7 protein-coding genes are annotated in these 14,946 nt (G+C 33.7%); all 7 read left to right on the top strand.

The features are described 5' to 3' along the window. The first annotated feature begins 32 nt into the window (after positions 1-32). The 7 genes from P0092_RS20150 (at position 33) to P0092_RS20120 (ending at position 14,908) form a co-directional block, all read left to right on the top strand. A complete protein-coding gene (locus P0092_RS20150) occupies positions 33-8,198 on the top strand; it encodes an SDR family oxidoreductase (protein ID WP_276187008.1) in 8,166 nt (2,721 codons plus the stop codon). 15 nt (positions 8,199-8,213) lie between these two features. Next, positions 8,214-9,341, top strand: coding sequence for a 2-hydroxyacyl-CoA dehydratase subunit D (locus P0092_RS20145; protein WP_004621339.1), 1,128 nt, complete (start codon positions 8,214-8,216; stop codon positions 9,339-9,341). Between the two features lie 13 nt (positions 9,342-9,354). Further along, on the top strand, positions 9,355-10,695 hold the full coding sequence (locus P0092_RS20140) for a 2-hydroxyacyl-CoA dehydratase subunit D (RefSeq protein ID WP_004621340.1): 1,341 nt from the start codon (positions 9,355-9,357) through the stop codon (positions 10,693-10,695). 4 nt (positions 10,696-10,699) lie between these two features. Further along, on the top strand, positions 10,700-12,004 hold the full coding sequence (locus tag P0092_RS20135; RefSeq protein ID WP_004621342.1) for a coproporphyrinogen-III oxidase family protein: 1,305 nt from the start codon (positions 10,700-10,702) through the stop codon (positions 12,002-12,004). A 161-nt stretch (positions 12,005-12,165) separates the two neighbouring features. Next, positions 12,166-12,711, top strand: coding sequence for a methyltransferase family protein (locus tag P0092_RS20130; protein WP_004621343.1), 546 nt, complete (start codon positions 12,166-12,168; stop codon positions 12,709-12,711). Positions 12,712-12,785: 74 nt separating this feature from the next. After that, positions 12,786-13,742, top strand: coding sequence for an ABC transporter ATP-binding protein (locus P0092_RS20125; RefSeq protein WP_004621344.1), 957 nt, complete (start codon positions 12,786-12,788; stop codon positions 13,740-13,742). After that, entirely contained in the window at positions 13,739-14,908 is a 1,170-nt protein-coding gene (locus P0092_RS20120) for an ABC transporter permease (protein ID WP_004621346.1), read from the top strand. The genes P0092_RS20125 and P0092_RS20120 overlap by 4 nt, the downstream gene beginning before the upstream one ends. The last annotated feature ends 38 nt before the right edge of the window (positions 14,909-14,946 follow it).

Raw genomic sequence — 14,946 nt, 5'->3', positions numbered from 1 at the left:
AATTTTTAGATTGTTAAAGGGGAAGTGCTTTTATGGATATATTTGAAATTGAATTAAACGCTTTAGAACATAGATTTGTAAATGATCATATAGTTTCTGGAATTACTATTCTTCCTGCCGCAGCTTATGTGGAACTTGTACTTGCCAATTTTGAGTATTGGAATCCTGAAACAGGTGTAGTTATGAAAAGGGTAAAAATAAATACACCCATGGTATTTCAAAATGGAGAAACGAAGAAAGTTCAAATTAAATATGAATATAAAGGGGACATATACAATTTTTCCGTTTCATCAATGGATGAGACTTCTAGTTGGCTTGTACATGTTGAAGGTCAGATTCAAGAGAAAGTCTGCCAAGAGATACTAAAACCTGAATATGCTCAGTATAAAAACAACGATGGATTCAGACTTAATAAGGATAAAGTTTATGAGATGTATAGAAAGGCCGAACTTCAATATGGAGATTTCTACAGATGTATTGATAGTATTTTGATAAATGATAAGGATGTATTTGCAGAACTAAACGTTAATAAAAACAGCGATTACCTGCAAGATTATTTTATAGTTAATCCTGCTTTATTAGATTGTGCATTTCAGGCGGCAGCCATGCCATCTTTTTATGAAAGTGAAGATTCTATTTTTCTGCCTTACTATATTGAAGAACTTATTTATACTAAATCTTTTGATGACTCCATTATCTGTATAAGTAATCAAAGGAAAAGTAATTTTGATAATTCACAAATAAAAAAGTACGATATTTGTTTATGTGATAAAAATGATGCAATATGTGTTCAAATAAAAGGACTCACAATCAAATCAGTAGGTAAACATAAACAGAAAAATGATGGTATCAGTATTCCTCAAAATAGTTTTAAAAGTTCTAAATATATAAAACTAAATAGTGATAATAGAAATGAATTATCAATACAAGGTGAGAATTGTATTATTTTCTGCAAGGAAACTGCTTTGGCAGAGCAGCTTTCCAAAGACATAAAATCAAATGGCGCAAATCCGTTAATTATAAGAGCAGGCAATGAATTTAGACAAGTCTCTGAGAATTCTTTTCTTATTAGAGATAACCTCTTTGAAGACTATAAAAAAGTATTTAACTATTTTTTTAGTAAGTACAATAACATAAGCCGTATAATTCATTTGACAACTATAAGTAATTTTACTATTGAAAACGATACATTTGAGGATTTTGAAAAAAGATTGGATACGGGTTTAATAAGTATTTTCAATATAGTAAAAGCATTTAAAGAATTAAAAAATACAAATACCGGTTTTCTAAATGTAATAACCTCAAATGCTTTTTCGATTTCAGATGAAGAAGAAATATGTTGTGAAAATGCTTCCATATCAGGGTTAGTAAAAAGTATAAATATGGAAAACACCGGATTGAGTTGTTCTTTATCAGATGTTGATAGCAGCTTCAGCTCGGAGGAGGAGTTATCACATAAAGTATTAAAGGTAATTTGTAACAAAAAGGCAGCAGTAAACAATGTAATACGAAATAACGATTGGTATGTTCCAATTAGCGAATCTATAGATTTATTAAAAAATGAAGTTACAGATATCAAAGAAGGCGGAGTATATGTAATAATAGGCGGTTGTGGAGGTATAGGTTTATCTCTGGCAGAATTTATAGGCAAATATAAAAACGTTAAAATTGTGTTATTAAACAGAACCCGATATCCTGAAAAACAGGATTGGAAAAGAGTACTGGAAAATACGGAAAATGCTCAATTAAAAAGTAAAATCAAAAGACTGGTAAATATTGAAATAAGTGGAGCGAAATTATTCCTCTATACAGTTGATATATGTAATTATGAGGATATGCAAACAGTAATGGGCAGCATAGAAAAAGAAGTTGGAAAAATAAATGGAATAATTCATGCTGCCGGAGGTTTAAGAGATAAACTTATAGTAAATATGAGTTCTGAGGATTTTTCCAGTGTGCTAAAACCAAAGGTTCACGGGTTGTGGATTTTAGATAACCTTTTAAAAAGCAGACAATTAGACTTTCTTATACTATGTTCATCTATTGTTTCAGTAATAGGTAATAGAGGTCAGGCAAACTATGCTGCTGCTAATTCTTATATGGATGCATTTGCATCAAAATCCTATAAGAATATAAAAAAGGTAATAAGTATAAACTGGTCTACCTGGACAGAGGGAATGGCATCTGAGGAAGTACTTAAGGCCAATGAAAATATGGGCTTAATAAGTATATCCAAAGAGATGGGTGTTGAGGCTTTTAAAAGAATTTTGGGTTCGTCATATAAAAACATAGCCTTCGTACCCACAAAAGAGGATAAGTTTGATTTTGATAAAGTTTACTTAAAGGTATTGGGGATAGACAACATAAGTGAATCAGTTGAAAGAACTGAAAAACCTATATTAGAGGAATGTGCAATTAATGCTGTAAAATCCAAAGATGCTATTCAACAAGATATAATAGAAATCCTTTCAATAAAACTTGGGTTAGATGCTGTAGAATTTGACAGTACTACATCCTTCACTGATTATGGCATTGATTCAATAAATGCCAGCGAGATAGTGGAAGCTATAAATGTTAAATTTAACATGGAAATAGATCCGACTATATTTTTTGAATATAAAAATGTGGATGAAATATCTGATTATATAATTGAAGGAATGCATGAAGGGAATGTAATTGAAAACCCAAAGAAGGATTTTTCTGATAATAATTATGAAATAAAAGTTCAGGACAAGATTAAGATCATATTGTCCGAGGTTCTGAGTATAGACATAGAAGAAATTGATGGGTTCGCAGCCTTCAGCGACTACGGAGTGGATTCAATAATTGTTGGTAATATAGTTGAGAGGATTATTGAAGAATTTAAAGTCGAACTTGAACCTACGGTATTCTTTGAATATAAAAATATAAATGAGTTAAGCGACTATGTAGCGCAGATAACAACAGAAGAAAAAGAGTTACATGTAAGAGATGACGGCGAATTAAAAGAGGAATCAAAGCCTATACAAATAGATAATATTGTGAAAGAACCTAAAAAACAGTACAAAGAAGAAGTAAGCAGTAGCAATATAAAAACAGTATATGATGATAGTGACATAGCTATAATAGGATATTCTTGCCGACTGCCGGGAGCTGCTAACATAGAGGAGTTTTGGAGTAACTTAGCGGCAGGAGTAAATAAAGTTGAAGAAATACCCTATGACAGAATAGACTGGCAGGGGTATATAAGTGGTTTAAAAGAAGAAGACTCTGAAAAAGTAAGTTGCAGATGGGGCGGGTTTGTAAAGGATGTTGATAAGTTCGACGCAGCCTTCTTCGGAATTTCACCAAACGAAGCAAAGGTTATGGATCCTCAGCAGAGAGTTATGCTCGAGCTGGCCTGGGAGGCTCTTGAAACTTCCGGATATGCACAGAGGTCCATGAATACTGATACAGGGGTATTTGTAGGCTCTTCCTACAATTGTTACGAAGACATAATTAGTAAGAGTGAAGATACAGACAGCCCGTTTTTACTGCTAGGGAATAAGGCTGCAGTTATAGCAAACAGGATTTCATACTCTTTTGGACTGCAAGGACCCAGTGAACATGTTGCAACACTATGCTCATCCTCTTTAATTGCAGTTACCTCCGCATGTGACAGTATTAGAAGTGGTATGTGTTCAATGGCTCTCGCCGGAGGTATAAGACTTCTTATTCCGCCGGAACATTATATGGGCTTTTCTCAGTTGAGCCTTCTTTCATCGGATGGAAAGTGTAAGGCATTTGATAAGAATGCCAATGGTGTTGTTCCCGGCGAAGGAGGGGGCTTTGTTATGTTAAAGTCCGCCAAAAAGGCTTTACGGGATGGAGACACTATATATGGAGTTATAAAAGGATATGCAGTAAATAATAATGGAAAATCTAATGGACTTATGGCACCAAATCCCAAAGCTCAAGAGCAGTTGCTTTTAAAGGCCTACGGGGACAGTGGCGTCAATCCATCCGATTTATGGTACGTTGAGACAAATGGCACAGGAACCCTATATGGAGATTCGTTGGAGATAAAGGCTCTAACTAATGTATTCAACAAGTATACGGATAAGAAATCATTCTGCGCAATAGGAGCTTTAAAAACAAATATAGGACATCTTGAGCCTGCGTCAGGTATAGCAGGAATATTGAAAGCACTGATGAGCTTTAAATGTGGGCTACTCACTCCCAACTTGAATTTTAATGAGCCAAATGCACTGGCAAAATTGGAAGACACTCCATTTTTTATTGCAGATAAAGTAACCGGATATGATAGAAAAGATATTACTAAGACGGTAGCCGTGAGTTCTTTTGGCATGGGGGGTTCTAATGCACATGTCATATTGCAGCAGCCTGTTGGAAAGGTACAAAGGACACAAAATATAAATGTTCCTGCAAGAACTTCAGTGGTTATTCTTTTATCAGCAAGAACAAAGGAAGCTCTTTTAAGCATAGTGAAAAATCTCAAAAATTACTTGGCGAAGAATTCTAATTATATTACAACTGACCACAATATAGAAGATATATCCTATACACTGGGAGTAGGAAGAAAGCATTTTAATAAAAGAATAGCTCTTGTTTGTAAAGATGTTGAACAATTAAAAGATAAACTTGAAATAATATCACTTAGAGGATTAGACACTGAAATAGAAAGTAATAATATTTACAGTAATTGTAAAGAACAGGCGAAACAAAAAGGAAGTTGTTTATTTGTTTTTCCTAATGCAAAGAACTTGGATTATGAAACTACCATCAAAAATATCACTGCATTATTCATGGAGGAAGAAGACTTTAAACAGTATTATCAGAAGTTTATAAATGAAGCAGAACCGAAGGACAGTGAAACTTTACTTGAACTATTAGAAACTAAGAGTGGCAGTGCTTTTACAACATTAACAAACTATCAGCTGGGAGTAGCAATTACCGCTTATCAATATGCGTTGGCAGTGCTTTTTATGAAGTGGGGAATTAAGCCTAAAATGGCCATTGGAGCAGGCAGAGGTGCTGTTTTAGCAGATATTATTAAAGCCGGTAATCAAATATATAATCATAAATATGTTTTTGAAAAAGTTATTAGAGATACTAATAATAACTCTATAGCAGAAACTCCTATGCTAGAAGAAAAATATGATATAGCTATTGACTTTGGTGTAGTGGAGCCTTTATACAGAGATAATAGAAACCAGTATTGTGAAACTAGGATAACAGCCGGTTCAAGACAAGTTTCAGGTACTAAATTCATACATGATATAGTTGCTAAACTATATAGCTCAGGGTGCGAAATTAATTGGAGCGATTATTTTAAGAGTAAGGGTCAGATAATACCACTTCCTACATATCCTTTTGAAGATAAGAGATACTGGGTAACACTGAAAGCTCTCAAGGATAATACAAACAAAGTCCAGAGGGCGGGGCAGGTTCAGGCTAATACTTCGAGAGCAGAAAAAGTGGTTGAAGCTGTTGCGTCTATTGAGCAACATATAGTATCTGAAAAACCTCATAAAATAAGTGAGGAAGAAATAAAAGACAAAATCATAGACATTTTTTTGGACGAGATAAATAAAAGCATGGGATACGAAAAAGAAGAGATAGACATTAACGAAACCTTAGATTGTATAGGCTTTGATTCTATTATTTCGGGTAAAGTTATTGCAAGATATGAGAACTCATTAAATATGGAGTTGGACCCTACAGAACTGTTTGAATATAATACTATAAATAAATATGCCGAATTTTTGCTTGAAACGTATGGAGAACAATTAGCCAATGGGTTAGCGGACGAGAAGGAAGCTGCTGATGATGTAACCATCAGTGAAGCCAGATCCTCTGAAATTATTGAGGCTAAAAAAACTGATGAAATTATAAAAGAAGAAAAAATATATAAAAAGACACAAGACGGTTGTTATGACATAGCCGTTATTGGTCTTGCAGGAAGGTTTCCGGGGACAGAAGAGGCCGAAGAATTCTTCGGAAATTTATGTGAGGGATATACCTCCATAAAAGAAATTCCTAAAGAAAGATGGAATATTGAAGAGTACTATTCTGTTGATCCGGAGGAACTGGGAAAAACTGACTGCAGATATGGAAGCTTTATAGATGGTATTGATAAATTTGATCCTGCATTTTTTGGTATATCAGTTAACAAGGCGTCAATGATAGATCCTCAGCAAAGACTCATGCTGGAAGTTGCATGGAGGGCCGTAGAGGATGCAGGTTACAGTAACGGAAGGTTAGCTAAAACTAAAACAGGAGTATATATAGGCATATGCAACAATGAATACGCTCACCTAAAATCAAAGGACTATAAAAATTTATCCCCTCATTTAGCGTCAGGCAATACCTTTTCAATAGTTGCTAACAGAATTTCATATGTTTTAGATGTGACGGGGCCGAGCTTGGCTGTGGATACAGCATGTTCATCCTCAATGGTAGCCTTGCATAATGCCTGCCGGGATATTTTGCAAGGAGAATGTGAAATGGGACTGGTGGGAGGAGTTAATCTCACTTTGGCTCCTGATAATAATATTATATTTTCTAAGGCAAGACTTTTATCGACAGATGGTAAAGTCAGACCATTTGATGATTATGCAAATGGTTATATAAGAGGTGAAGGCGTAGGTGCTGTGTTATTGAAGCCTCTGTCTAAAGCAATTGAAGCAGGGGACAATATACATGCTGTAATAAAAAGTACTTCTGTGATGCATGCAGGTCAGACTAACGGACTTAATACTCCAAGCCCTGTAGCACAAAAGAAAACAATACTGGAAGCCTATAAGAAGTCAGGTATAGATGCAGATACAATATCCTATATTGAAGCACACGGCACCGGAACAAAGTTAGGTGACTATACTGAGTTTAAAGCTTTGGCAGATGCCTTTAAACAAGCAACTGATAAAAAACAGTTCTGTGCAATTGCTACAACAAAGGGGAATATCGGGCATTGTGAATCAGCTGCCGGAATTATGGCGCTTATTAAAGTAATAATGGCACTCAAAAAGCGTAAGCTGCCTCCTATGTTAAATTTTAATAAAGCAAATCGCAAAATAAATTTGGCAGGTTCTTCATTTTATATTAATGATAAATTATCTGATTGGAAGCCTAATGGATATACCAGAAGAGCCGGGATAAATTGTTTCGGATTTGGAGGAACTAATGCACATGTTGTAGTGGAGGAATACATACAAACGCCCCTGTATGATGTAAATGAATGCAACAATAATGGTTATTTATTAGTGCTATCCTCTCAGAACGAAAACACTATGACAGAAATATACAAGAAAATAATAAATTCTATAAATCGACAAGAAAATCGTTACTATTTTTCAAATTTGTGTTATACATTATCATATGGAAGAGCTCATCATAAGTATAGGGTGGCAGTTGAAAGCGACTCAATAGAAGGAATAAAAGAAAAACTGCAAGAGTTAGTCGAAAAAGGCCCTATGAAGGATAGAATATTCTATGGACATAAAGAAAAAACGTTCCCGGAAAGAATATTAGTTCTCAATGAAGCTATTCATAAACAAGAGGATGTGCTGAACTTTTACAACAGCTTTTCACTCTATAGAGACTGCTTTGACAGTGTACTAAAAGAATTGCCTGATAAATACATACAGTACATAAAAGATTTTATTAAAAGTGGAGAGTTAAAAGCAAGCAGTAATAATGATTTCAATTTGGTATTAACCATAATTCATAATTTCTGCATATTCAACTTTCTCTTTAGTCTGGGAATTAGCTTCAAAGGAATATATAGTTTGGGAACAGTAGGAGTATTTTCTTCATTAATCATATCAAAAATTGTAAAATTCAACGGACTAGAAAAGCTAATTACAGATGAAATAACGACTATTAATCTTAATGACAACCAAACAGATTGTAAGTTCATGGGCTCTAATGGGGAAAATCTTATTGCACTTGATGATATCAGTATGACTGAATTATCAATAAAGGATTTAACGGAAAAATGCAACAAGGAAGCTCTGACGGCACATATTAACGGACAAAGTAAATTTGAGTTGACTCAGATTGATAAAATCAGTACCGTAAGTCTTTTTAGAGCAGCTATAGCAAATTTTTATGTTAAAGGGACAGCGGTTAACTGGAAGAATTATTACTTAGGTCAACAGCTTAAAATTGTTAGTGCGCCGGGATATATATTTAATAGAAAAAAATACTGGCATACATAAAGGTGGGAGGTATTCATGGATATAAAGGATATTTATAGAGAATGTCATAGAATTGTTAACGATCCTGTAAATTATATTAAAGAAGAAAAAGTTAAAAGTGGTGGTAAATATATTGGCTATACATGCATATTTCCACCGGAAGAAATTCTTCATGCAGCAGGCTACATACCCGTAAGGATTATGGGCTTTTCTAAAAAGAATATAAATTCAGAAAAATATATTACCAGTAACTGTTGTGAGTTTGCAAGGAGTATTATTGATTTTCTAAGTTCAGAGGATGCTGATTCTCTTGATGGAATTGTATTCAGTCATTGCTGTGACACTCTTCAGGTTACAGCGTGTATAGCACACGGGATTACTGACAAAAATATTTTTATTTATAATATACCTTCCAGTCTGGATTCACAATATTCTTACGACTACATAAAGAGTGCAATATCTGGTTTTAAGTCAGAGGTAGAAAGTAGATTGAACATTGATATTGATGAAGAGATGCTTCAAAAAAGTTATGAAATATATAGAGAAAACAGACAACTACTTTCTAAACTCAATGAATTGAGAAGGAATAAGCCCGGAATAATCAGCGGATACGATAGCTTGGCTGTAACAATAGCCGGACTTTACATGGCTAAGGATAAGCATAACGAGCTACTTAAAAGCTTATTAGAACAATTGTCTTTACAAGAGTATATACAAACAGATAAAAAGAAAATTATTGTTTCCGGAATAATTAACTGTAATCTGAAGTTAATTGAGCTCATAGAAGAAAGTGGAGCAATAGTATTAAGTGATGACTTATGTGAAGGAGCAAGAACTGTACCTCTAAAGGACAGTGGAGACTTCAAATATCCGGATGCTTTTGCAAATGTAACGTCCAATTTATTCTGCCCTGCAAAGAATTATGAAAATATAAGCTATGATAAGGTACTTATAGATAAGTTCAGGGAAGCTGATTGTGACGGAGTAATATTTATTTATTTTCCATTTTGTGACCCACAGTTTATGGAATATGCCTACGTAAAGAGAAAATTTGCAGAAGAGGGTATAAAATCTTTGCTTGTTGAAACAGTGATAAATACAAATAATTTTGCCCAAATGCAAACCAGAGTAGAGGCATTTTTGGAATCACTATATCGTTTTTAGAAAGGATATAATTATGAATGATTTATTTAAGAAAAAAAATAATAAAGCCGATTTATCACATTCTACAAGAATAGCAAATAACTTATTACTTAAGCATTATAACGGGATGAACAGAAAGAAGGATAATAACCAGCCGGTGGCTTGGGTAGGAGTAGATATTCCGGCTTACATATTCAGAGCAATGGGTATTGTACCGGTGTTTCCACAAATCCATGCAGCTTTTCAGGCTCAACGCAAAGCAGTTAAAAACATGATGAATGATTTGGAGAGTAAGTGGGAAATACCACACAATATTTGTGGCGAAGTAAAGGGTGTTATCGGAGCCGTTCTTTGTGAAAATGAAATTGCTTTTAATATTCCAAAGCCGGATATATTGATTACATCTAATAGTACATGTGGACAAGTAACTAAGGGCTTTAAGTTTTTAAGCAAATATATGGGTGTTGACCTAATTAATCTTGATTTTCCATACGTATATGATGAAATAAATGAAGATATGATAAATTATGTATCAGATCAGGTAGCTGAGATGATGGACATTTTAGAAAATAAAATAGGTCATAAAATGGATATAGAAAGTATACACGATAGCTACGCTAATATCTTTACATTTTCAGAAATGTGGAGGGAAATTTGTGAAGCTAATATTATCAGTCCGGCACCGGTAAATGCGTTGGATTTATTTATGTTCACCTCATGTTTTATTTCAATGGATACCGATGATGGTATGCTAAACATGATGGCTGCACTATATAACGACGTTTATATACAAACAGAGAGAAACAAAAAAATTGAAAACAATGAAAAGTTTAGAGTTATGTGGCACTACCTTCCGATATACTCAAAAAAGAGGTTCTTTAAAAATCTTTTCGATGAACACAATGTTTCCTTAGTTACCGGAACTTATCTTGCAATGCATGACGAGTTAGGCAGTGCCATGAAATTTGACTTTAAGTATCCGATTACAAAAGAACAAATAGAAAATGCAAAATTCCAGTTAAAATACTCAAAAAAAGGTGAAACCATTGATGAAGTAAGGGAAGGCATGATCAGATATACAGCAACTTCAATGTTAAACTCGGATGTTCATAGAGGTGTTCAGGATAAATGCCTAAAAATAAAAAATATGGTTGAAAGATATAATATTGATGGTGTTATATTACATAATGACAGAAGTTGCAGACCTCAATCCTTACCACAATATGAAATAAGAAAATACATTTTAGAAGAGCTGGGCATACCAGTACTGTTTTTCGACTCAGATACAATGGATGAGAGATATTTTTCAGAATCTCAAATAACAACGAGATTTGAAGCCTTTATAGAAAAAATGGCTACTAGGAAAGGAATATAAAACTATGCTTAATTCCATTAATATATCAAGTAATTATTCTGCAACAAAAGCTTCTATTAGAAGAAAACTGGTAGAACGTTTAGGGCCGGATTTTAATAAAGGTATGAACGATGTGGTCAGGGCCAAAGCAAGCAGTGATTTTGAGAGGCTTGTTCCAAAAGAAGATTTTATTATTTATATTCATGTCCCCTTCTGCGATTCCTTTTGCAGAGATTGTCCGTACAGTAAATCAGTAAATAAAGGCAATTTGGAGAAATATGTACGGGCACTCATAAAAGAAATAGAATTCATCGGAAAGAATAAAAATAATAGTAAAATAAGAGCCAAAGCTGTCTATTTTGGTGGGGGGACACCAACAGTACTATCTGCTCATCAGCTGTCCGATATTATTGGAAAATTAAAAGAATATTTTGTTGACGAGAGCACCAGCATAACATTAGAATCCCACCCTAAATCTCTTGACTGTGATAATTTAAGCAAGTACAGAGATGCTGGAATAAACCGTATAAGTCTGGGAATACAGTCATTTCAAGATAGTGTATTGAAGGAAATGGGAAGGGATTATGATTCTAATAGAGCATTAGAAGTTGCAAGAAAAGTATCAGAGGCCGGCTGGAATTTTAATGTTGATATAATGTACGGTTTTGATTCAGAAACTGACGAAATGTTTTATGAGGATCTTGAAAGAGCAATTCAATTTAATGCAAACCATATATCGATATACGGATTAATGAGAAATACAGATAATAAAACAAAAGAAGCCATGATAAAAAGAGAAACGGATATGTATTTTCATGCAAGGAAGCGACTATTAGATGAAGGTTTTGTTCACTATAAAATAAATGACTTTGCACGTGATGATAAAAGTATTAATGTATATGCAGATTTAAGAGATAGGATACCTTTACATGAAAATTTAGCTTTAGGAACTTCAGGCCATGGCATGACAGCTTCAGCAGGCAACTATCTGAAATATAAAAGCATTGATAAATATATTGACTGTATAGAAAAAGAGATACCGCCACTATCTTACGTAAACTGTAATGATAAAGAGGGTGATATAGTTTCCAATATATTTTATGGTTTAAATTCACTGAACATCTCCAGAAGAAAATTTAAGCAGCAGTTCGATGCTGATCCTGTTGAAAACACTAACGATTTTATTAAACATTTAGCAAGACTGGGTTTTTTAGATATAACTGATGAGGAAGTAAAGCTGAGAGAGGACTCTATATTTGAATATAATATTCTCTTTAATGAAGTATATTACAAAGGTATAAAAATGCCTGATGATACAGATTCCATTTAGAACTATTTAGCTGCAATCAGCCTAAAGTAGAAATTTGAAAATATAATAGAAGTATATTTCTATTTAGGTATTGCTGATGTACTTTAATCACAGGGAGGATTGATATAGAAAAATTACGCATATGTTATATAAATACCACGGAAAAGACAAGGGGGAAAACTATGTATACAGAAAAATCAATGTTAGGATACTTTATTTTATTTTTTGTTTTAGGAGTGATAAGTTCCGTTAAAATGCTGTATGATTACAATAAAAAAGGAAGGCTTACACTAACGGGCTCTATAATTCTCTTAATTTGGTTCTGTGAGCATGGGATAATCTTAGATTATTCATCTTACAACTCAATTTATCAACATCCTGATAACATGCTTCTAAAAGTATTTGGTATTTTATTAATAGTATTTGGACTTGGTGTAATGGTTTTGGGTATGGTTAACTTCGGAAAATTCACCAGAACTATGGGTACTGACACAAAGAAACTTATAACAGGCGGTTTGTACAGATTTACCAGGAATCCTCAATATGTTGGATATGGGATTGCTATAATAGGGTTTAATATAGCTTGGTACACTTTCCTTTCGGTAATAGTTTTAATTACATATTTTATAATGATTTATATAACGATTTTAATAGAAGAAAAGAATCTTCTAAGAATTTATGGAAAAGAATTTGAAGAGTTCTGTACTAAATCTCCAAGGTTTATCTAAGTATAGATTTTAATTACAAACCATGTAAGTGAATAGTTTTCATTATTTTTATAAGGATGTTGGAGGTAGTTTCTATGAAAAATAATAACGTTTCTTCGATTCTTACTGTAACGAATCTGACTAAAAGTTACAAAGGGGTTCAAGCAGTTGATAAGTTGAATTTTGATGTAAAAAGAGGAGAAATTTTTGGATTCCTTGGTCCTAACGGAGCAGGGAAAAGCACTACTATCAGTATGATTAGCGGACTTATAGAGCCTGACGACGGAGATATTTATATAAACGGCGTTTCTCTTAAAAAAGAACCCAAAACTGCCAGAGGGCTTATTGGAATATGTCCTCAGAATGTTGTAGTATGGAAGGATTTAACATGCTACGAACAAATCGAGTTAGTTGGAAAAATGTATGATATGGAGAAAAAAGCAATCAAAGAAAAAGGAATGGGTTTGCTTGAGTCTATGGGATTGATAGAAAAGAAGAACAAGCTTGCTAAAACTCTTTCCGGTGGTATGCAGAGAAGACTGAATATTATTCTTGCTCTGGTTCATAACCCTGAACTGGTTATATTGGATGAACCGGAGGCCGGATTAGACCCTCAAAGTAAAATTTTAGTGAGAGACTATATAAAATCTCTTGCAAAACATAAGACAGTTCTGCTAACAACTCATAATATGGATGAAGCCGATAGAGTTGCAGACAGAATTGCTATAATTGACAAAGGCAAGCTTTTAGTTATAGATACATCAGAACAGTTAAAGAACAAGCTAGGACAGGGGGATGTTCTTGAAATCAAAACAGAAGGGGCTACACCTAAAAAGATTGAAAACATGAAGACTGATTTATCAGCGGTTTCAGAAAGTTTTTCATTTGTTGACGATCTTTTAAATATAGTTGCACCGGATATTCTGGATAACATTCAAAATATTAAAGGTATCTTACAAAAGAATGGAATTACTGTTGAAGATATTAGATTCAGGAAAAGAACATTAGAAGATGTGTTTATTACTTTAACTGGAAGGGGATTAAGAGAATGAGAACATGGTACCTCTTTAAAAAATTTATAATTGAAGCAATTAGAGACTGGAAACTGCTCATCTTTGTTCTAGTATTCGGGCCATTGTTTGTTGCTATATTCTTTGGAGTATTTAGTAATCATGAAACTACATATAAAGTTGCAATCTATAATAAGGACGTTCAGGTCACAGACAACAGCGGTACAACCGTGAATGTTGCTCAAAGTCTGCTTGATGTATTAAATAAGCGAAAGAATTCTGACGGTACACCCATGTTTAAAGTTATTGTTGAAAAAGACCTGGACACAGCTAAAGAAAATATAAGAGCAAAGAAATATGATGGATATATAGTATTTCCAGAAAACTTCTCACAAAGAATAGCAGAACAAAAAAATAATCCTAATGCTGCTAAAGCAGATATGTATGTTTATGGTGATAAGGCTAATCAAAACTATATGATTTCAGCAATCATGATAAACGAGTATTGTATGCAGCTGATTAATTCTATAACCGGAAAAAGTTCTTCCTTGAATTTTGTAGAGGATTTTGTAGTAGATTATAAGAACAGAACAACCTTTGAAGCATCAATACCGGCAGCTATAATGGTGGGAATAATAATGATACTATTTACTGCTGCAATAGCTTTAATTAAAGAAGTTGACAGCGGAACATTAAGGAGACTCCAAATATCTAAAGCTTCAGCTTTAGAAGTGCTTGCGTCACTTAATCTTACTCAGATATTAATTGGTTTTGTTGAAGTAGGAATAACCTTATTCACAGCCTTTGTATTATTTGGCGCTAAACCTGGCGGTAACGTAGCAACTATATTTCTAATAAGTATGCTTGCATGTATTTCTGTAATACCTATTGGATTTATTGTTGCAAGTTTTTCAAGAACAACCAGCGATATTCTGATATTCGGAAATATACCATATATGTTGCTGTTCATTTTTTCGGGAGCATTCCCTATACCAAGATTAAACTTATTTACTATATCAGGCTACACTATAGCTATAAATGACTTTTTGCCTACAACCCCTGCAATGACTGCGCTAAAAAAGGTAATGGATGAAGGTGCGGGACTGCAGAATGTTTTAGGTGATTTAGCAGTAGTTATCATTGTTACAGCTGTGTACTATGTTATAGGTGTAAGGTTATTTAATAAAAAGCATATGGAATTGTCATAAGCATAAAATAAAGACCTGTTAAAAATCCTCAAAGAATC

It is taken from the genome of Ruminiclostridium papyrosolvens DSM 2782 (assembly GCF_029318685.1).
Lineage (GTDB): Bacteria > Bacillota > Clostridia > Acetivibrionales > DSM-1351 > Ruminiclostridium > Ruminiclostridium papyrosolvens.
The sequence above is the reverse complement of the archived record's forward strand: the minus strand, read 5'-3'. Positions and strand labels throughout refer to the sequence as shown.

Bases quoted from the DNA above. Each gene is read 5' to 3' on its own strand.
- P0092_RS20150 (WP_276187008.1), top strand. From the start codon at position 33: ATGGATATATTTGAAATTGAATTAAACGCTTTAGAACATAGATTTGTA.
- P0092_RS20125 (WP_004621344.1), top strand. From the start codon at position 12,786: ATGAAAAATAATAACGTTTCTTCGATTCTTACTGTAACGAATCTGACT.
- P0092_RS20140 (WP_004621340.1), top strand. From the start codon at position 9,355: ATGAATGATTTATTTAAGAAAAAAAATAATAAAGCCGATTTATCACAT.
- P0092_RS20120 (WP_004621346.1), top strand. From the start codon at position 13,739: ATGAGAACATGGTACCTCTTTAAAAAATTTATAATTGAAGCAATTAGA.
- P0092_RS20135 (WP_004621342.1), top strand. From the start codon at position 10,700: ATGCTTAATTCCATTAATATATCAAGTAATTATTCTGCAACAAAAGCT.
- P0092_RS20145 (WP_004621339.1), top strand. From the start codon at position 8,214: ATGGATATAAAGGATATTTATAGAGAATGTCATAGAATTGTTAACGAT.
- P0092_RS20130 (WP_004621343.1), top strand. From the start codon at position 12,166: ATGTATACAGAAAAATCAATGTTAGGATACTTTATTTTATTTTTTGTT.